The organism is Sphingobacterium sp. MYb382 (genome assembly GCF_037572665.1).
Taxonomy (GTDB): domain Bacteria; phylum Bacteroidota; class Bacteroidia; order Sphingobacteriales; family Sphingobacteriaceae; genus Sphingobacterium.
Window position 1 is genome coordinate 96,105 of record NZ_JBBGZT010000029.1, and the last position, 16,684, is coordinate 112,788.

The following is a 16,684-nucleotide window of genomic DNA, read 5'->3' on the forward strand; positions in this document are numbered from 1 at the left end:
ACAAACTACATAACAATTCTAAATCGACAAACAGTCTCGATAAAAAGCCTTAACCACCGTCCCCTAATAAGGACTATATGTATGCTTCAGGCACTTTTTATAAGAATTTTCACCAGTACTAAAAACAGAAATACAGAAAACAAGAACATTAACTAAACACTACTTTAATGATAAATAATTAATACAAAAGAATATTTAGATATATTATCATTAAATTTAATTACGCTTTAGAAAAAGCAATACTATTAATCATATTTAAACTTCTCCAAGTTAAATTAAACTTTACTACAAATGAGAAAACTATTTTTTATGTGCTTAGGCCTTGGTATCGCCTTATTCACCAACTGTAACAAAGACAAACTGTTTGACCCGTCTCTGGCAGATAATTCATTAAACCAAACTCAATTCACTAACAATGTAAACTTACCAGACCCCTGGACAACATCTACAAAAGTACTGGTTTACGTCAAGAACATCAAGCATAGTTAAAGACCTCATAATCAAATTCTAACCATTTATCAAATTATCAGAAAATACTCAACATTTCAATCAAACTTAAATTAAAAAAAATGAAAAAAATATTAATATTATTATTCATAATTACTACATTTTTATCCTGCAAGAAAATCACAAATATTGCTGATGATGAAAACGACTTTAGTAGTTTACCAAAACAAGGAGTACTAAAATTCAACTCAGATACAATTTACTATAGTCTAAAAGACGGTCTTTATTATTTAGATGATGACTATTACTTAGAACCTATTCAACTTAAAAGAATTTTAGCACGATTGGACACGATAAAAAATGCTAGAGGGTTAACAATTGACGATGCAGATTTACTTTGGCCAAATGGTACTATTCCTTATACAATATCCTCGAACCTTCCTAATCCTCAAAGAATCTACGATGCAATCAACAAAATTAATGCAGAAACAGGAATCAAATTAATCCAACGATCTGATCAAAAGAACTATGTAGAATTCGTTTCTGGATCACAGAGTCAATCTCCTCTGGGTAAAGTAGGTGGCTTCTTAACTGGAAAACAGAAAATAGAATTAACAAATAGTGCTCCTGTTGGAACTGTTATTCATGAAATATTTCATGCAGCAGGATTAATGCATGAACATCAAAGATCAGATGCTATTTTTAATATTAGTATAGATTTTAGCAATATTAAAAATGATTGGAAAAAACAATACCAAAGCCGACAAGGAAATAAAGCTGGACCATTCAATATAAACTCGATTATGAATTATGGATCAAGAAATTCAAGCGCAGCAATTGATCCAAATAAAGCTGTCATTTATAAAATATTAAGTAATGGAAATTTATCAGAATATAATTCTAATAGAGATTCGATAACCTATACAGATAAATTAGCTCTTCGTTTTTTGTATGAACCTAGAACTTCAGCATATTTACAAATACATCTGCTAAGTACAGAAATAAATGAACAGTACACAGACCAATCATCTGATATATACGACGTAACCAGAAACTATCGTATCACTTTCCATAGTTCTCCTGAAACAATAAACACTCCAAATTTCACAAGTGGATTCATGAAATTAAAGATACTATATTATATGAGATACTTTGGTAATGGTCCGCTCAATTTAGAATCATACCTAACACAATCTTTCATTATAATCCCACCTAATAGATCGTATTACGATTTTTCATTATCATCAAGAGATGATACTTATTTAGGCTATTACCAGCCATCAACATACATGGAACACTTATACAATGTTGAGGTTGATTATTCAAGGCCATAGCTTTAAAACACTAATAGTTATACTTCTATCTTTACATAGCTATTCGTGTTTAGGACAAACACTTGGTGTTTCCTATGGAAAAACGATAGAAAACATGGATTGGAATATTTCAGGCAACGAATTCGGAGAATCACCAAATATAAAGTCCGAACTAATATTCAGAGATATTGAATCTTTAAATATTGGCGTTGAGTTTCTAAAGAAAATAAATAAAAAAAATATAATCAACATGGCATTAGAGTATTCAAAAAAAAGGAATGGAACAATAGTGGACGTCGATTATTTAGACGATAATAGAAAGAATGTGTATAACTATGAAACTTACCCTATAAAACAAGGGCATTCTTTTACAGTTAACTTAAGCTATGCTTACAATATAATTAATACATCGGCTATCATTTTGAGTTTAGGACCTAGTATTCAACGCTTATCAAATCATTACCCAATTCAAGACTTAAATATTAATTTAGATAGTTTTTATAAATTTAAGAAATCTTCTATGGGTGGATTCATTAAAATAGAACATAGTAAAATAATAGATTTCACATTGGCAAACTCTCTTTATTTCACGAAGTTAAAAACTACAGGCTATTGGAATTTAAGAAAAGATTTACACAATCCATCATTTGAACAGTATATTAATGGACCAACTTATATCTTAGATATTAAAGCTACTTATCCGCTGTATAATTATAGAATTGGATTGATGCTTTGCTATATGGATTTCTTTGGAAAAAAAGGAGAGGATTATACTTACACAGTTGAAAAAACAATAAAAGCTAGACTTAACGAATTAAACTATACAAAGTACAATTTCGCACTAACAATTTCAAAGTCATTTAAACCTTAATGAAAGTTAATAAAAAACGGGCGCTCTAAATAGAGCGCCCGTCAATTATAATGTTATTAAACTTAGTTAAAGATATAACGAACTCCTAACTGAGCAGACCATCTAGATGGTGTATCTAAGTAGTAGTAAGGTGTATTATTATTTAAGTTATTCAAACGATAAGTAGGTTTCTTACTACCTGCTTCGTATCCAGCAAATGTAACTGGCTTAAAGCTGTTATCCCAGAAACTACCTGATCCGTCATACTGTTTACCCCAGCTACTTTTCAATAAGTTACCCACATTCATGATATCGATAGACAATTGAATTTTGTTTTTCGTTTTACCAATGTTTGTAAATAAATCTTGAGCTATTTTCAAATCAAACTGATGACCAAAAGGCATTCTAGCACCATTTCTTTCTGCATATTTTCCTCTACGAGATTTCAAATATTTATCAGACTCAATAAAGTTATTCAACTCATCCCATTGTTGTTGAGGAGTTTTAGCACCATTTTGAACGAAAGCAATCTCAGACTGATCTCTAGGAATATACATCAATTGGAATTGATTACTACCAGTAGTCGTATAACCAATTAAGTTACCACTTACTAAGTATGAATATCTAGGACCACTTTGACCTGTATAAATCAATGAAATCGTAGTTCCTAAGTTTTTAAGATATTCTTTAGAGTAAGAAGCAACACCTACAACACGACTACCTGTACTAAATGGAGAATGCGCTAAAGTTGGGCTATTGGAACCATTTACTGTAGATACACGGTAGAAATTAGATTGGTTTTGTGAAGATGTTCCAGATGTTAAATCTTTAGACTCTGTATATGTATAAGCCAAAGTTGCATTCAAACCGAAATCAAATCTTTTCGCTAAGCTCGCAGTAGATGACCATGAATACCCTTTATTCACATTGTCAATATAGATTACTTCTGTATAGTTATCCAAGACACGTCTGTTATTGTTATTTGCGTCATAAACAACACGATTGTCAGCTCCATCTAAAACACCAGTAGGACGTTCTAAGTTAAGATCTGTAAAACGGAAGGCACTTATGCTTTTTGAGTACATAAATTCTAAAGTACCTTTAACACCCCATGGCAATTCTTGATCTACACCAGCAGAGAAACGTGCAATTTGTGGAAGCTTAAGATCCTTGTCTAATACAGAAATATTTCCTGATGGAGAAACTGTACCATTGAATTTTGGTTGGTTATTTGGATCAGCAATGAAATCAACGTTAGCAGCAGTACCATTCCCCAACGAATGTCCACCCAACAAAGCACCACTTTGCGTGAAGGCACCTGAAGCCCATACAAATGGGAATCTAGATGTAAAAATACCAACACCACCACGAACAATCGTCGAGCGATCGGACTTAACATCCCAGTTAAAACCTACACGAGGAGAAAACATCAATTTAGCACCAGGCATTCTATTTGTTTTCACGTCATACATTTTAGCCAAAATGGAGTTATTAAAATCTGTGTTCTCCATTGGCACATCGTTATAAATAGGAATATCTACACGAACACCTGCGGTAATTTTTAAATTCTCTTGCATTTGGTACTCGTCTTGAACGTAAAACCCTAACTGCATCGCAGAGAACTTAGCTCCTTGACGAGGATCCGAGGTATTACTGTATTGAGAGTTATACGAAGCGGCTTTACCTCTTGCAAAATTCTCTATAGCAGTATAAGGCTTACCTGTTGCCGGATTAACGTCAGTAACTGGTGAGTCATTGAAATTATAGAATCCATTAGAGTTGTTAATATAAGCATTATACATCTTATAGAACTCATTATGCGTACCAAATGTTAGTGTATGAACACCTTTGTACCAAGTCAAGTTATTAGTTAACGTAATAACATCTTGATCTAATTGGTTTACATTCGCAACAGCATCTGTTCCTAAGTTGTAGGTACCATTTGTTGTGCGGATAGAAGCACGAGGAAATAAATCACCATTAAAACCACGTGAGTCACGTACTTTATTATATCCAATAACTAAGTTATTAGAAAGTGAGTTATTAAAACGGCTACTTAACTCTGCTGTCAAAGTATTATTACGATACTTCTTCAATGTACCACCGTTTGCGAATGTCACACTTCCTCCATTTCTAAAGTTTGACATATCGTCAGCTTCTGTATACCCATAGCGTACAGAAAACTTATGCTGTGAATTAATGTTCCAATCTAAACGACCGAAAATTTTATTTGATTTATTTGTATTAGCTAAATCAGCATAAGAACCTGGTTCATAACCATACTTATTTACAGCGATGTCATAAATTTGATCAGCTTCATCAAGTTTTAAGTTAGAAGCTGATGAACCTATTGGAAAGTTTAATGGTGTATTCGATTCAGTACGCTCATAATTGGTAAAGAAGAACAATTTATCCTTAATAATCGGACCACCAACACGAATACCATATTGTTTTTCAGAAAAATCTTCTAAACGTTTAGCTTTTTCATCTCCTTTAATAAGATACTTAGGCGTCTTACCTGTAAGATTTTGATTTCTAGTGTAATAATAAACTGACCCTTCAACATTATTAGTTCCAGAACGTGTTACTGCAGAAATACCTCCACCAGCAAAACCGCTTGAACGCACATCAAATGGTGCAATCTGTACTGTAATCTGATCGATAGCATCTAATGATACCGGGTTTGTATTTGTGCTTCCCCCATTTGTACCACTTGCATTCAAACCAAAAACGTCATTTGAAACAGCTCCATCTACCGTAAACTGGTTAAATCGATTGTTACTACCTCCAATAGATAAAGAAGAACCTTTTAAATCAGCTTGAGGAGTCAAACGCGTAAAATCCTGAATACTACGAGATACAGTAGGTAAATTATCCAGCTGAGCGCGAGAAATAAACGTTTCAGCTCCAGTTTTAACACCACGAGCTTTTTTTAACGCAGAAACTTTAACTTCATCCAATGAAGTAGTATTACTTCCAAAGACTGGATTTAACACAAAAGGCTGCCCCAATTGAAGGAATACATCATCGTAAGCCAAAGGGGTTTGACCTACATAAGTTACTTCAATACGGTAAGGACCTCCTACACGAATATTTGGTAAACTTACACGACCAGCTGAATTCGCTGAACCAGAATAAACCGTTCCTGATGGTAAATGGGTTGCTTTAATAGTTGCACCAACGGTAGCTACACCTGTAGATTGTGTAACAACTCCAGACATACTACTTGTAGTAACCTGTGCCTGAATAGTACCGTAACTAGCCAGAACTAAAGCAAAGAAAAGTAGAGATTTTTTCATACTCAATTATTCAATTTTTGAATTTGTACTGCAAAATTAGAAATACAACTTGATATTCATAAAACTTAACATAAACTTAATATTAAAAGACACACAGATTTAACACAATAGATTCAAAACATCTTAACAAAAATTAACATTTGATAAAAGTTTAAACACACAACTAGATATTTTTGCAAAAACATCAAAAAACAGCTATTAAAATTAGTTTTTTAACAAAAATTAACAATTGGAAATTTTCGTAACACAACGACTACAAAACACTAAAAACAAAGGGATTATCAGAAAACTAACACGAAAACAAAATAGTTAGTTACACAATTAAAAGCTTTCAAAAATTAACTTATAAGAAAATTAAACAAACATATGTAGAATAAAAAGCTTTTAAAACAAGGGTTTACGGTTTCAATTATAATTGTTACCTTTGCAACCAATTTAAAAAATTGCTCTCGTAATGAAAAAAAACACTGCCCTGTGGACAGCCTTTTTGGCGTTCATGCTTATTAGTAACGCATCTTTTGCTCAACGGATGCTTACTGGTAGAATCACGGATGGAACATCCCCTATCGCTGGCGCTTCTATCCTTGTCTCCGGTACAAAGACCGGCTCCTCCTCCGACGCCGAAGGAAACTTCAGCATCAACAGCAACCTAGAAAGCGGACAGCTTGAAATCAAATTCCTCGGTTACCTATCCCAACTCGTAAAATTTTCTAAAAACAAAGACCTCGGCACAATCGTCCTTGCTCCTAGTGATAATCAATCATTAGAAGAAGTCGTTGTTGTAGGTCGTGGTGTAATTGATATTGCAGAAGGCCGCATGACGCCTATTGCTGTTTCGACAATCCGCCAAACGGAAATTGAAGAAAAAGTAGGTGCACAAGATATTACGTCTACTTTGGTAAACACACCATCTGTGTATATCACCAGTCAAGCACGTGGCTTCGGGGAGTCATCCATGAACACACGTGGTTTTGATCAATCAAACACTGCTTTCCTTTTAAATGGACAACCTATCAACGGTATGGACAATGGTCGTGTATTCTGGTCTAACTGGTCTGGATTAACCGACATTGCTTCTGTTGTTCAAATTAAACGTGGCTTAGGTTCTTCGAAGCTAGCCATTTCATCTGTAGGTGGAACGATCAACTTTGTTACCAAATCTACGGATATGAAGCAAGGTGGTTTCTTAAAACAGACTGTTGGTAACGATATGTATGTAAAATCTACCATAGGCTACAACACAGGCTTAATGAAAAATGGATTTGCTGTTTCAGCAATGTTTACACATTGGCAAGGTGATGGCTATATGAACAAAACTGGTGGTCAAGGACAAAGTTACTTTCTATCGATTGGCTACAAGGTAAACGAAAAGCACAACTTAAACTTAATGGTTACGGGTGCACCACAGTCGCATGACCAAGCTTTCAACTCTACCTTAGAAACTTTCTTACAGAACGGACGTAAATTCAACAGTAACATCAAAACCATCAATGGTGTAGCTATGAATCCACGCATGAACTATTATCACAAACCTGTAGCTAACTTCAACTGGGATTGGAAGATTGATGATAAATCATCTTTATCTACCGTTGTTTATGCTTCTATGGCACGCGGTGGTGGCCAATCTGATCGTACGGATGCCAGCAAACAAAGAGTACCTTATTTAGCGGCAGACGTTAACAACCACCAGTGGTATGGTATCGTTTCTAACTACAACCGTAAATTAACGGACCATTTAAACTTTAATGTAGGTTTTGATTTAAGAGACTACAAAGGAGAACACTACAGACAAGTGACAGACTTATTAGGCGCTCAGTCGATTACACATAGTGGTAACGTAAATTATAGTGGTCCATTAACAGCATCGAACGTTTACACTACAAATCCATGGAAAGCATGGGGTGCTAAACCTAAAAATGCAGAAGACCGTTTAGCTTGGGATTACAACCAAATGATTCGTTATGCCGGACTATTTGGACAACTAGAGTATGCTAAAGATGGCTTCTCAACGTTCTTCCAAGGATCACTTTCGCAACAACAAAACTCTCGTGAAGACTTCTTCTTATATAAAATAGGTGAAGGAAAATCCAAAAAAGTAAACAATTTTGGTTACAATGTTAAAGGTGGCGCTAGCTACACTGTAGGTCATCATAGCCTTTTTGGTAACGCGGGCTACTACGCACGTCAACCTTACCAGAATAATATCTTCATGAATTTCAAAAATGACATTAATGAAAATGCCAAAAATGAAGAAATTTTAGGTTTAGAATTGGGCTACAAATTTGCTTCCAAATATGTTGATGTAAACATCAATGCGTACAAAACAACATGGGCACACCGTGTAACGAGTAATTCTCGTCTGGCTAGTGCTAAAGATGTTGAAAAATACAACCCTACTAACAACCCTGATATCTTAGTTGTAGGCGACTATGTATATTCTACAAACTATGGTGTAAAACAAGATCACCAAGGTGTAGAGCTAGACTTTGTAACTCGTCCTTTCACAGGTTTTGAGTTCAAAGGGTTTGCTTCTGTAGGCGATTGGGTTTATAAAGGGAGCTCGACAACTATTGTTCGTAATCAAGACCGTGTAGAATTAGCTACAGAAAATACAGATTTAAATAATGGTAAAGTAGGTGATGCTGCGCAAACATCTTACGGATTAGGCGTTAAATACAGTATTATCAAACACCTTTCGGTGGATGCAGACTACAGAGCGTATGACAGATTATATTCTTCACGTCAAGCAGGTCAAGGTAACGTATTACAATTGCCTTCTTACCAATTGCTTGATGTAGGTGCTTCTTACAAAATCGTATTAAGCCCAACGAATTCATTAAGCTTCCGTATCAACATCAACAACTTACTAGATAAATTCTACATCTCTGAAGCAAATACAAACCTTTTTGCAACAGAGGGAACAAGTACATGGCGTGGAATTAACACAGCGAACAACGTGTTAATCGGTACAGGTCGTACATGGAATGCTTCGATGAAGTTTACCTTCTAAACGTTTTTATCACGTTTACTAACAGGAAAATCCCCGCCAAAATTGGTCGGGGATTTTTTTATTTCGTAGCTTTACAGCATGCAGGACCACACGATTAAAGCCGTATTCTTTGATGTCGACGGAACGTTATTAAGCTTCAAAACCCACGAAGTAGCCGCATCGACACAACAAGCCATAAAGGCACTTAAAGCGAAAAATATTAAAGTTATTGTATCGACAGGGCGATCTATCAACAGTTTAGATCAGATTCGTTTTTTAGACTTCGATGGTTACATCACATTCAATGGTGGCTATTGTATGACAAAAGAGGGCGATGTTATCTTCAAGCAGGCCATAGACCCGAAAGATATCCAATCGCTACTGGACTATGCTAAAGAAAATCCACTGAGCTTTTCGTTCATGTCGGAAAAGGAAGTGAGCATCCACGATGTCACTCCCGAGATAGCAGGTATGTATGCACACCTAAACCTACCCGTCCCTCCTTTGGTAGATTTGCATAGCGTTAGGAATGATGATGTCTTACAGACGAATATTTTCTTAAACCCAGAAGAGGAAAAGGTATTTATGTCGACAGTGATGCCCAATTCATTAGCCTCGCGCTGGACGCCCCTTTTTGCTGATGTAAACCCGAAAGACCAAAGTAAACAGGTAGGTATTGATGTTTTCTGTCGTCATTTTGGATTTGACCCTAGCGAGACCATGGCCTTCGGCGATGGAGGAAACGATATCCGCATGCTAGAGCATGTCGGTATCGGCGTAGCGATGGGCAATGCTAACCCGGAAGTAAAAGAGATTGCCGACTATGTGACGAGCCATGTGGATGATGATGGTATCGCTAACGCATTAAAGCATTTCAATATCATATAAAAACAACAAAGCCAGCATCTAAAATGCTGGCTTTGTCTTTTATCGTATCTACAGAACTTTTAAAGTAGCGGCAGGGATTGGAGCGGCATCCTTTTTTCACGAAGCGCTAGCGCCGTGGAAAAAGATATAGCGTAAAGCCCGATGCGTAGCAGCCGCCCAAATCTTAAAATCGCTTATTAATCTTGAAGTGCTGATATAATGCGTGCATATTGCGATGAATCGCGCGCTGTAATTTCAAATAAGTTACGGTATAAATCGAGCACAGCGAAAGCTTCCGCTTCATCCCCAAGTTTATTTGCTAAGAATAATTTAAATGAATACGTCTCTTTGCTTGATAAGTCTAGATTTTTCTTGTTGGATGAAAACGTCAATGGTAATAAAGTTTTCGAGCTAAATTGTCCTGAAGAGGTCAATCCATAAAGCTTGGCCAATGCTCTTACGTAATGATCGGACTCTTTCCCAAGAGAGCTAATTTTAACGCCTCCTTTATGAAAACCGCGCTCATTATTAACTGTTCCATCTAGAAAAATGCCCGCATTCAGCCCATTAATGACTTCAATTTTCAATCCTACGGTATCCTTATCGGCTACAGACTTAGCGGCATACACCGTAGATGAATCTGTTTTAACAGCATCTACAAGTGTTAAAAAAGCACCCGGAATACGCCCTTCAGCAGGCACAGTAAAGGCTGTCAGTTGACGTTGACCTTCTCCTGAGGTCGATTTCTCTTTTGCCCCTTGCCCGGTACACGCCGATAAAAGACCTACAAAAGAGATAAATAACAAAGCTTTCATAAAACGATTTTTCATATTGACTCCTATTTTATTGAAAATTAACAAATAAAACCTGTAAAATGTTTTTCATTATTATTTTATTAATGCATCGTACAAAATCTCTACCGGATGGTAGGCTTTTCGCTGCACACCGTCCTTAATTTGGTGACGACAAGAAGTTCCTGCGGCAGCAATCAATGTATCCGCAGATGCCTGACGCACAGCGGGCAACAAAACCAACTCAGCAACCTTCATAGAGACATCATAATGCTCTTCTTCATAGCCAAAGGAGCCTGCCATACCGCAACAACCGGAAGGAATTACCTCTACGGTAAACTGCTGCGGCAAAGACAATAGACGCTCAGTGAAACCTACCAGGTGAAATGCCTTTTGGTAGCAGTGGCCATGGAGCTTAATATGTTTTTTATCGCTAGTAAACTGTTCGGCGTGAATGCGTCCTGCCTCGAGCTCTTTAACTAAAAACTCATCAATCATGAAGGTATTTTTCGCCAGTGCCTTTGCTTTTTCACGCTTATCCAAATCTACTAAATCTAAATACTCATCGCGGAAGGTAATGATTCCGGAAGGCTCAATCCCCAATAATGGGCTTTCTTCGGACACCAGATTGTGCAAGAGTTCAACGTTTGTATTTGCTATTTCTTTTGCTTTTTTCACAAACCCCTTAGACAGGTAGGTTCTGCCACTTTCTATATGCTTAGGCACCACCACTTCATAACCGAGCGCCACCAACAATTTGTAAGCCGTGATCCCTATAGCCGTATCATTATATTCGGTAAACTCATCGCTAAAGAGATAAACACGTCGCTTGGCAACAGGCTTAGGCTGCTTTTTAATCCACGAAGATAAAGTCGTGAAGCTCACCGTTGGTAAAGATCGTTTCGGCGCAAAACCAGCCACCTTTTTTATCAAGCCCGCAATAGCTGGAGTGTTCACCATACCATTATAAATAGGTGCAAAATAAGAACCTAAAGCTTGACTCTTGGTGAAGTTGGCAATGAGATGAGCACGGAATGAAGCACCGTTAGCATCATAATAATGCTGTAAGAACTCCGCTTTCATTTTTGCGACATCTACGCTAGAAGGGCATTCGCTTTTACAAGCCTTACAGCTTAGACAAAGGTCCATCACCTCTTTTATCTCTTCATGATCGAAGCGATTTTTCTGCGTGGAGCTTGTCAAAAATTGACGCAGCATATTGGCACGTGCACGGGTTGTATCTTTCTCGTCGCGCGTAGCCATAAAAGAAGGACACATAGTGCCTCCCGTAATTTCCGTTTTACGACAGTCGCCCGAACCCGAACATTTTTCAGATAGACGCAATATACTCTCCTCTTTGGTAAAATCGAAGTAGGTTTTTATGGCCTTAGCATCCGTTATCTGGTCATAGCGTAAGAAAGTATCCATCGCTGGTGTATTGACAATCTTATGGGCATTGAATATACCTTTAGGGTCAAAAATCTGCTTTGTATCTTGCAATAATGCATAGACACGCTCGCCCAACACCTTTCCGATAAACTCGCCACGTAGACGCCCGTCGCCATGCTCCCCGCTGAGGGAACCATTATATTTAAGGACCAAATCTGTCGTTTTCTCCAGAATACTGCGGAACTTACGCTTGCCGTCGGCAGTCTTCAAGTTCACGAAAGGCTCAATATGCAGCTCTCCAGCGCCAGCATGTGCATAGTAAGAGGCATGAACACCTTCCGACTGCAATAAGTCTTGCACATCCTTTACGTAGGCCGGTAGATCCTCTGGAGAGACAGCACAGTCTTCAATCAAATTGACGGGCTGCTCATCGCCCGGAAGGTTACGAATCAAGCCTAAACCGGCCTTGCGCACATCCCACACCAAATTTGTTTGCGTAGCTCCCGTTATAAAAGGATAGGCATAGCCCAATCCTTTCTGGATAAGCTCGGCTTTCAGGGCTTCGGCCTTTTGTGTTAAATCATCAACATTATCGGCACGAAATTCAATGATTAATAAAGCTTGTGGATCGCCCTCAATAAAGAAGCGATTATACTGATAAGTAGGATGGCCTACGGTAAAATCTAGAATATATTTATCTACCAACTCGGAGGCTTCAGGCTGATGATTTAGCGCGATAATATTGCCTTCCATACAGGAAATCATATCCGAAAAATGCACACATAACAATCCTATTTCTTTGGGTGGCAGTGGCATCAATTGCAACTTAGCCTCTGTAACTACGCCTATGGTACCTTCGGAGCCGGCCAATAGTTTACACATATTGAAAGGCTGCTCTTGGTCTATTAAAAAATCTAACGCATAGCCTGTATTCCTGCGGGTGATATCTTTTTTCGGGTAACCAGAGGTGATCGCTTCTTTATTAGCGCTATCGGTTATTAAACTATTCAGCGCGCGATAGATTTCTCCCTCACGAGAGGAAGCTGCTAATTTTTGAAAATAGGCCTGCGGAGTGAGCGCTTCAAAAACAACTTCAGAAGCATCATCCAATAATACGTGGGCAGCGATCAAGTTTTTACGTGTATCGCCCCATACAATGGAATGCAAACCAGAAGAGTTATTTCCAATCATCCCTCCTACCATGGCTCTACTGGCTGTAGAGGTCTCCGGACCAAACATCAAACCGTAAGGCTTCAGGTAGTTATTGAGGTCATCCCGAATAACTCCTGGCTGAACACGGACCCACTGTTCTTCAACATTTAATTCTAATATCTGATTAAAAAAACGGGATACATCCATCACGATACCCGCACCAACGACTTGGCCGGCAAGCGACGTACCCGCTGTACGTGGGATTAGCGTAACACCTGTTTTTTGGGCGAAGCTTATTAATTTTTTTAGATCTTGTTTATCCTCAGGTATAGCTACCGCTAAAGGCGTCTCTTGATAAACAGAAGCGTCCGTAGCATAGGCCAAACGCATCGTTTGATGCTTTGCATTCTTTGGATCATAGAACAGATCTCCACGAAGCGTAATAGAAAGTTCCTTTAGATTATCGATTATTCCCACGTATTTGTTAATTTTATAAAACAAATCTAAAGAATTACGACAAAACTTACCAGTATTTTGAGTTATTATTCATGAAGATTTAAAAAACACGCACAAACAGGCATTCCTAGCACGAATCCTAAACCCGGTTAATTAACAATTATTCAACACATTACTTTTACAAACGAATAAAATTCTATTTACTTAACGAAAGTTTGAATTTTATTCAAAAATTACTATTTTTGCAGCACTATGGGAAAATTGGAGTACAATCTAGACCAAATCGATTATCAGATCTTGCGTATTATGCAAGAGAATGCTCGTACGAACAACGCAGATATTGCACGTGAATTGGGCATGGCCCCTTCTGCGATCCTTGAGCGTGTAAAAAAACTAGAACAAAAAGAGGTTATTTTACAGTACAATGCAAAGATTAATCCAGCAGCCCTAGACCAAACGCTATTGTCTTTTATTTTTATTAAAGCACAAGACATTATTGGCGAACAAAAAGTTGGTTTTTTATTGGCTGAAATCCCAGAAGTACAAGAGGTACACGATATCGCTGGCGATGATGGTTACTTAGTTAAAGTGCGCACAAGTGATGCCGCAGGTCTTGTAGACTTGATGCGTAACACCTTGGGTAAAATTGAAGGTATCATTTCTACACGTACCACCATCGTACTAGCAACAGTTAAGGAAGATCAAAAGTTAGTGATTCCAGCTAAAAAATAATATGAATAAAGAAATACAAGGAACCCCTAGTTCGACGAGCATCGTTTTTGCTTATTTAGTAGTCTACATCGTGTGGGGTTCTACGTTCTTTTTCATTGAGAAAGCCTTGCACAGCTTTAGTCCATTTGTATTGGGTTCTATTCGGTTTATTATTGCCGGTACGCTACTGATGAGCTATTGCAAAATTCGAGGTTATAAAATATACATCAAGTCGGCCGTAAAAGACGCCTTATTTATAGGTTTCCTATTACTTTTTATCGACATGGCTGCTATTATCTGGTCGGAGCAATACATTTCAAGTGGTATTGTTTCTATATTATCTGCTGCGACCGCCATTTGGTTTATCATTTTTGATAAACCAAAATGGAAGCAGAATTTCAGTAGCCCACCCATCATTCTAGGTTTACTTTTCGGGTTTATAGGTGTTTTCATGCTCTTTGCGGAGCAAATATTTGGCGACACGGCCCATGGTGAAGACAAAACCATGAAACTGACGGCTATGGTTGTTTTAATATTTGGAACCATAGGCTGGACAATAGGCTCTTTGATTTCAAAATATAGCAAAGAGAAACGTCCTGTAGACAGCCAGGAGGAAGAGATGAACGTGTTGGTGAAAACCGCTTGGCAAATGGTATCAGCAGGTACTGCTTTTACTTTGGTAGCCTTGATAAATGGAGAATATGCCCGTTTTGACATCGCTAGCGTTGCAATGGCCGATTGGGGAGCGATGGCTTATTTAGCTACAATGGGGTCTATCTTGGCTTTTGGTAGCTACTTGTTCTTACTACAACATCGTCCAGCAACAGAGGTGAGCACGTATGCATACATCAATCCTATCGTCGCTTTAATGCTGGCTCATTTCTTCACAAGCCATCAAGTTACCAACATGCAGATATTTGGCTTAATAGTTGTACTATCAAGTGTGTTGCTTATGAATTGGGATCTTTATAAAGACAATAAAAAGTTTAAAGTCTATAAAAGAGCTAAGCGTATAAAGAAATTACGTGAAATGGCACCTCAAAGCAGTATTCCACGCATTGTGGAAATATCTAACTTTAATAGTAAGCACGAAAAGAAAAAGGTTAAAACGCCACAAGATTAGTTTAGGTCAATCGGATAGGCACGAAAAGCCTATTCCTGTTACTTACTAAAATGAAGCGCCAAGCGTTTGAAATAAAAATTCACCTAGGACACAACCTAGGGCCAACCCTAATAATACACAGATGGAAATCCTTATCCAAAAAGGAAATCCTAAAAACCTAGTCATACCTCTTAGTTTAAATTAAATAACTTCAAGTTAAATTTAGAACTTATTTTTTGCATTAAACAGCAATCAATTGTTATTTAAATATTAATGTAGCATCCTAGCTACAACATTATTGTATAGAAAAACAGAATTAACTCAATAGTTAATCGTTAAACGATAAATCGTATTCTTAAAATAATTTTTAGCTGTCAATTGTTTTTATTGCTTCATAAAAAACATGAGCATTTTCTTTCCCCTACTGTAGCGTACTGTCTATGAGCCCCGTATTAAGGGGGTAAACACAAAAGAGTTCAAATATGAAAACACTTCCTTTGAAATTATTTTTATGTAGCCTAATAGGTTTACTAACCTTCGGCAGCTGTTTAAAAGATAATGACGATTACCAAAACATTCCTGCGGGATTTATGATTCATGTGAATGCATTCCCTGAGGACAATGCATTGTATTACTACATTGATGGCCGTGGTATCAACAACAACATAGCTCCTATCGCATTCAAAAGCTATGCTTCCACAAACTTATTCACGGGACAACGCAACTATAAAGTGGTTGGCATGAATGCAACTAAAGCTTTGATAGACTCTACAATCACCGTTAAAGATTCCACAGCATACACCTCTTTTGTTTTTGGTACAAAAGAAAAACCTAAATTCGGGTTAACTATAGATAAAGGCATCAAAGATTTAGGTGATAAATCAGGGATACGTTACTTCAACTTAGCAAACAATGTAGAAGAGACGAATCTTTTCATTGGCACAGCTGAAACAGCATTGTTTAGCAAACGTCCTACAGAAACTGGTGCTTCGATTGTACAATACCAAGCATTCCAAGCGAATGCATCGGGCAACTTGCCTTTGATTATTAAAGATAACGCAGGCAAAGAGCTTGTAAAAAGAGATTATAACTTCGTTAAAGGGCAATATTATACCATTATCCTGACGGGCGTTAAAGACAATGCGCAAACACCACTTTACATTGGTGTTGTCGCAATACCTTAAGATTCTCAATATTTTTCTATTTTAGATTTTTTAGTCTGAAAAGCTCAGTTTCTGAGCTTTTCTTTTTTTAAGAAAAATCATCATCAAAATATGAACAGCCTCGAAGAAAAATGAGTATTTTCGTCCTTCAAATA

General features: G+C 37.3%; 10 protein-coding genes. 7 read left to right on the plus strand and 3 right to left on the minus strand.

From position 1 onward, the window contains the following. The first annotated feature begins 569 nt into the window (after positions 1–569). Together WH223_RS18220 and WH223_RS18225 are read left to right on the plus strand one after the other, a co-directional pair. Positions 570–1,781 (plus strand): M12 family metallopeptidase, encoded by a 1,212-nt coding sequence (locus WH223_RS18220; RefSeq protein ID WP_340049289.1) that lies wholly within the window; start codon positions 570–572, stop codon positions 1,779–1,781. Positions 1,782–1,875: 94 nt separating this feature from the next. Beyond that, a complete protein-coding gene (locus tag WH223_RS18225; RefSeq protein WP_340049290.1) occupies positions 1,876–2,631 on the plus strand; it encodes a hypothetical protein in 756 nt (251 codons plus the stop codon). Between the two features lie 62 nt (positions 2,632–2,693). On the opposite strand, the gene WH223_RS18230 is transcribed toward WH223_RS18225, so the two are convergent. Beyond that, entirely contained in the window at positions 2,694–5,909 is a 3,216-nt protein-coding gene (locus WH223_RS18230) for a TonB-dependent receptor (protein WP_340049291.1), read from the minus strand. 454 nt (positions 5,910–6,363) lie between these two features. On the opposite strand from WH223_RS18230, the gene WH223_RS18235 reads away from it, so the two are divergent. Both WH223_RS18235 and WH223_RS18240 read left to right on the plus strand, forming a co-directional pair. Beyond that, positions 6,364–8,919 carry a TonB-dependent receptor gene (locus tag WH223_RS18235; RefSeq protein ID WP_340049292.1) on the plus strand — a complete coding sequence of 852 codons (2,556 nt, stop codon included), beginning with the start codon at positions 6,364–6,366 and terminating at the stop codon, positions 8,917–8,919. Between the two features lie 78 nt (positions 8,920–8,997). Further along, positions 8,998–9,786, plus strand: a complete 789-nt coding sequence (locus tag WH223_RS18240; RefSeq protein WP_340049293.1) for a Cof-type HAD-IIB family hydrolase — start codon at positions 8,998–9,000, stop codon at positions 9,784–9,786. A 176-nt stretch (positions 9,787–9,962) separates the two neighbouring features. On the opposite strand, the gene WH223_RS18245 is transcribed toward WH223_RS18240, so the two are convergent. Together WH223_RS18245 and WH223_RS18250 are read right to left on the minus strand one after the other, a co-directional pair. After that, positions 9,963–10,595, minus strand: coding sequence for a hypothetical protein (locus WH223_RS18245; RefSeq protein ID WP_340049295.1), 633 nt, complete (start codon positions 10,593–10,595; stop codon positions 9,963–9,965). A 57-nt stretch (positions 10,596–10,652) separates the two neighbouring features. Then, a complete protein-coding gene (locus tag WH223_RS18250) occupies positions 10,653–13,574 on the minus strand; it encodes an FAD-binding and (Fe-S)-binding domain-containing protein (protein WP_340049296.1) in 2,922 nt (973 codons plus the stop codon). Between the two features lie 231 nt (positions 13,575–13,805). On the opposite strand from WH223_RS18250, the gene WH223_RS18255 reads away from it, so the two are divergent. From WH223_RS18255 to WH223_RS18265, 3 genes are all read left to right on the plus strand, one after another. Beyond that, positions 13,806–14,285 (plus strand): Lrp/AsnC family transcriptional regulator, encoded by a 480-nt coding sequence (locus WH223_RS18255; RefSeq protein WP_340049297.1) that lies wholly within the window; start codon positions 13,806–13,808, stop codon positions 14,283–14,285. 1 nt (position 14,286) lies between these two features. Beyond that, entirely contained in the window at positions 14,287–15,387 is a 1,101-nt protein-coding gene (locus WH223_RS18260; RefSeq protein WP_340049299.1) for an EamA family transporter, read from the plus strand. 461 nt (positions 15,388–15,848) lie between these two features. Then, entirely contained in the window at positions 15,849–16,550 is a 702-nt protein-coding gene (locus WH223_RS18265) for a DUF4397 domain-containing protein (RefSeq protein WP_340049300.1), read from the plus strand. The last annotated feature ends 134 nt before the right edge of the window (positions 16,551–16,684 follow it).

Bases quoted from the DNA above. Each gene is read 5' to 3' on its own strand.
- WH223_RS18235 (WP_340049292.1), top strand. From the start codon at position 6,364: ATGAAAAAAAACACTGCCCTGTGGACAGCCTTTTTGGCGTTCATGCTT.
- WH223_RS18230 (WP_340049291.1), bottom strand. From the start codon at position 5,909: ATGAAAAAATCTCTACTTTTCTTTGCTTTAGTTCTGGCTAGTTACGGT.
- WH223_RS18225 (WP_340049290.1), top strand. From the start codon at position 1,876: ATGGATTGGAATATTTCAGGCAACGAATTCGGAGAATCACCAAATATA.
- WH223_RS18255 (WP_340049297.1), top strand. From the start codon at position 13,806: ATGGGAAAATTGGAGTACAATCTAGACCAAATCGATTATCAGATCTTG.
- WH223_RS18265 (WP_340049300.1), top strand. From the start codon at position 15,849: ATGAAAACACTTCCTTTGAAATTATTTTTATGTAGCCTAATAGGTTTA.
- WH223_RS18260 (WP_340049299.1), top strand. From the start codon at position 14,287: ATGAATAAAGAAATACAAGGAACCCCTAGTTCGACGAGCATCGTTTTT.
- WH223_RS18220 (WP_340049289.1), top strand. From the start codon at position 570: ATGAAAAAAATATTAATATTATTATTCATAATTACTACATTTTTATCC.
- WH223_RS18240 (WP_340049293.1), top strand. From the start codon at position 8,998: ATGCAGGACCACACGATTAAAGCCGTATTCTTTGATGTCGACGGAACG.
- WH223_RS18245 (WP_340049295.1), bottom strand. From the start codon at position 10,595: ATGAAAAATCGTTTTATGAAAGCTTTGTTATTTATCTCTTTTGTAGGT.